Raw genomic sequence first — 3,814 nt, 5'->3', positions numbered from 1 at the left:
GGTTCCTTGTGTGCTCTTTGTGAAACTTTCTTCACACAAGAAAGTTTCCGCGGGTGTGGGCCGCGTAGGCCCACAAAGGTTTAGAAGAATGTTCGGAGAAGGAAACTTTGTTTCCTTCTCATGCCCGCACCACTTAAAGTGTGAATTTGCAGAAAGTCTGTGTGCGGGCCTTTGCAGGGACTTCCCTGCGAAAAACCCACTTGTGGGAAATTCCAAAATATGCTATACTGGGGTGCAAACGAAATTGCGTTCTGAAAGGGGTAGAGTTTGATGGCAAAACGAGTTGATTTACTGCAAGGAAATATTATGACAACGCTGGTTCAGCTGGCGCTGCCGATCATGGGAACTGCGCTGATTCAGATGGCGTACAATCTGGTCGATATGGTGTGGATCGGCAAGCTGGGCTCCGGCGCTGTGGCGGCAGTAGGAACCGCCGGCATGTTTATGTGGCTGTCCACCGGCTTTACGGTGCTTTCCCGCATGGGCGGACAGGTTCATACCGCGCAAAAGCTGGGCGCCGATCAGGTGGTCGAGGCTGGAAAGTACGCCCAGAACGCCATTCAGCTGGGAACGCTGCTTTCTGTGGCATACACCGTCGTGATGCTGGTTGGCTGCCGTTCGCTCATCGGCTTTTTTCACCTCAATGATCCTGCGGTCGTGGAATCGGCGGTTCAGTATCTGATGATCGTCAGCCTCGGTATCCTCGCAAGCTTCCTCAATCAGATGTTCACCGCGCTCATCACCACCACCGGCAACAGCAAAACTCCATTTTATTTTATGACCATCGGTCTGGTGTTTAACATCGTGTTCGACCCGCTGCTCATCTTTGGTCTGGGACCGATTCCTGCGATGAAGGCGGCCGGCGCTGCCTGGGCGACCACGCTGGCACAGTGGCTGGTATCCATCCTGTTTTTGATGTACATCCGGCAGGACGACCATCTGTTCTGCCATGTCCACCTGTTTGGCAGGATGAGCAAGCAGCACTGTCTGGAGATTGTCCAGCTGGGACTTCCCTCCGCGCTGCAAAGCTGTCTGTTCCCGCTGATCTCGATGGTGATCGCCCGACAGGTTGCAAGCTTTGGAGATGCCGCCGTCGCTGTACAGAAGGTCGGCTCCCAGATTGAATCGGTCGCGTGGATGATCTCGGACGGCTTCTCGGTGGCGATCAACAGCTTTATTGCACAAAACTACGGCGCCAAAAATTTGCAGCGCGCCGGCAAAGGTTACCGCGCTGCGATGATTGCGATGACCGTTTGGGGAATCTTCTGCACGCTGCTGCTGATCTTCTGCGGCGGATGGCTGTTCCAGCTGTTCATCAGCGAGCCGGACGTCATCCCGATGGGAGTCAGCTACCTGACCATCCTGGGATTCTCCCAGATGTTCATGTGCTGGGAAGGTGTCAACAACGGCGCCTACTGCGGCTTTGGCAGAACACTGCCGCCATCGGTGGTGGGAATCACCCTCACCGCTGCGCGCATTCCGGCGGCGCTGATTCTTTCCGCGACCAGCCTGGGACTGGACGGCATCTGGTGGAGCATCTCGCTGTCCAGCGTCTGCAAAGGTACGCTGCTGACGCTGCTGTTCTGGAGATTCCTCCATCACAAATTAAAAGAAGAACCTGCATCTCTCACCATAGAATAAAAATGGCGGCAGCAAAACCGTTTGAGGTTTTGCTGCCGCTTTCTCTTTGCTGCGGTCAGTTTTCATTTATGCGGTTATTCTTTCTTTTCCGCACGCAGCTCCTTGACCATCTCATACTGCTTAGCTACCTCAACGGCTCCCAGCGAATGCAGCATCGCCAGCACCTCCGCACAGCGCTTGTCGATGTTTTTGATGACAATCCGGCTGTATCGCGACATCAGCCAGCGGACAACCTGTCTTAGCTCGTCGATTGTTGTATAGCCCAGCTGTATCAGGCGGCCGTCCTGCTTTGAAAAAACACAGAAGGCGGTGAGCTTCTGCTCCTGTTGTCGATATGCCACCGAATACAACTCAGGGTGCAGCCTGAGGAGGTTGTCTGAATGTTCATACGACGGCGGAACGCGGGTACAATCGTCAAACCGGTGAGCATCAAACGCTGCCAAATCCACACAGGAAACCTGCAAAGCTGGGTCCTGCGGCAGATTTGCAGTCAGATTTAAAACGCAAAACTCCCGCTCGGTCGAAAATCCCTGCTTTTGATAGGCATGAATTGCCCTGTCATTTTGCTGCAAAACCTCCAGATAGTATCGTTTGATTCCCTGTTCCTGCAGCTGCTGCTGTGCAAACCCAAACAGATTGGTAAACACTTTGTTTCCCCGATGTTCGGGAATCACTCCTGTGCCGACGTCAAAAACTGCCCTTGCTCCCTGATAGATGCTGCAGGAATTGAGGATGAATCCGACCAGCCTGTCACCGGAGAATGCGCCGAACGAAAGCTGCTTGTCCATTGCGCTGGCTGCAAAAACGGCGCCGAGCTGCTCCTCGGTCAGCTGCAGCGGCAGTGCATAGTCGGAAAATGCCAGATTGAGACAGGCTGCAATCTCGGCATTGGGTATCTTTGCTAAACTCTGATAGGTATAGATGACCGTTCACCTCCCAAACACGATGGTAGCTTGTGATTGCTTACCATCATTCTAACACAAAAGAGCCGGCAAATCCATCCTCTGCGCCCTTTTTTATCCCAAGTGGACGGAGGTGCAGTTTGCCGCATTGACACGGATGCAAAATTTCCCTATACTGGGCTGGGAGGAGATTTTGATGGAACTGCGATTATTGGAATATTTTTTGGCGGTTGCGCGGGAACAGAACATCACGGCGGCGGCAGAATCGCTGCATGTGTCCCAGCCTGCCCTGTCCACCCAGCTGAAAAGTCTGGAACAGGAGCTGGGCAAGCAGCTGCTCATCCGCGGAGTGAAAGGTTCGCGCAAGGTGACGCTGACCGAGGAAGGAATGATTCTGCGCAAACGGGCGGAGGAGATTCTCTCGCTTGTACAGCGCACCCAGGACGAAATCAACGGCAGCGACGAGACCATCGCCGGAAATGTGTTCATCGGTTCCGGCGAGACCGAAGCGGTGCGGCTGTTTGCCAGGGTGGCAAAAAAGCTGCACCAGCAATATCCCGACATTCAGTACCACATCTCCAGCGGCAACGCACAGCATGTGCTGGACTATCTGGAAAAGGGTCTGATCGACTTTGGACTGCTGTTCACCCAGGTGGACCCGCAGAAGTATGAGACGATCGTGCTGCCGACCAAGGACAGATGGGGCGTACTGATGCGCAGAGATTCCCCGCTGGCAGAAAAAGAGAGTATCTGTCCCGAGGACCTGTGGGACAAGGCATTGATCGTCTCCCACCAGAAAGGCGACGGAGATGTTCTGAAAAAATGGATGAAAAAGGAGCTGTCCGAGCTGCACATCGTTGCCACCTACAACCTTTTGTTCAATGCTTCGCTGCTGGTGGACGAGGGTTTGGGGTATGCGCTGTGCTTTGACAACCTCATCAACACCAACGGCAGCAATCTTTGCTTTCGGCCATTTTCTCCGCCGATGGAGGTACACGGCTACCTTGTCTGGAAAAAGTATCAGGTATTTTCCCGCGCTGCAAGCGTCTTTCTGCAAAGTGTACAGGATTATTTTGAGGAGCAGGTGGTGTAGGGCTTCCTTTGTATCGGCAGTCAGTAAGTTCGACGAAGGCATCCTACTGCCCGAAGTGACAGGTGCAAAACCTGACATCCTCCCGCTGCCGGAGCAGACAGGGGGAGAGAACTTTGCGGAGCAAAGTTCCCGAGGGGAGTAACTTTTCTGCAGAAAAGTTCGGAGAATGGGCAAAGCC

3 protein-coding genes are annotated in these 3,814 nt (G+C 53.7%); 2 read left to right on the top strand and 1 reads right to left on the bottom strand.

Annotated elements, in window-relative coordinates:
* Positions 1-270 precede the first annotated feature (270 nt).
* A complete protein-coding gene (locus tag Q0L39_RS11240) occupies positions 271-1,641 on the top strand; it encodes an MATE family efflux transporter (RefSeq protein WP_296629245.1) in 1,371 nt (456 codons plus the stop codon).
* 74 nt (positions 1,642-1,715) lie between these two features.
* Here Q0L39_RS11240 and Q0L39_RS11235 read toward each other — a convergent pair whose 3' ends face one another.
* On the bottom strand, positions 1,716-2,429 hold the full coding sequence (locus Q0L39_RS11235; RefSeq protein WP_296629243.1) for a GNAT family N-acetyltransferase: 714 nt from the start codon (positions 2,427-2,429) through the stop codon (positions 1,716-1,718).
* 310 nt (positions 2,430-2,739) lie between these two features.
* Here Q0L39_RS11235 and Q0L39_RS11230 point away from each other — a divergent pair, with 310 nt between their 5' ends.
* On the top strand, positions 2,740-3,636 hold the full coding sequence (locus Q0L39_RS11230; RefSeq protein ID WP_296629241.1) for a LysR family transcriptional regulator: 897 nt from the start codon (positions 2,740-2,742) through the stop codon (positions 3,634-3,636).
* Positions 3,637-3,814: the final 178 nt, after the last annotated feature.

Origin of the sequence: uncultured Negativibacillus sp. (assembly GCF_944388365.1) — a bacterium.
Taxonomy (GTDB): Bacteria; Bacillota; Clostridia; order Oscillospirales; family Ruminococcaceae; genus Negativibacillus.
Note: the sequence above shows the minus strand (reverse complement) of the source record. Positions and strands in the feature narration are given on the sequence as shown.

What these genes read in the sequence shown, in the direction of transcription:
- Q0L39_RS11240 (WP_296629245.1), top strand. Translation starts at nt 271, where the DNA reads ATGGCAAAACGAGTTGATTTACTGCAAGGAAATATTATGACAACGCTG.
- Q0L39_RS11235 (WP_296629243.1), bottom strand. Translation starts at nt 2,429, where the DNA reads ATGGACAAGCAGCTTTCGTTCGGCGCATTCTCCGGTGACAGGCTGGTC.
- Q0L39_RS11230 (WP_296629241.1), top strand. Translation starts at nt 2,740, where the DNA reads ATGGAACTGCGATTATTGGAATATTTTTTGGCGGTTGCGCGGGAACAG.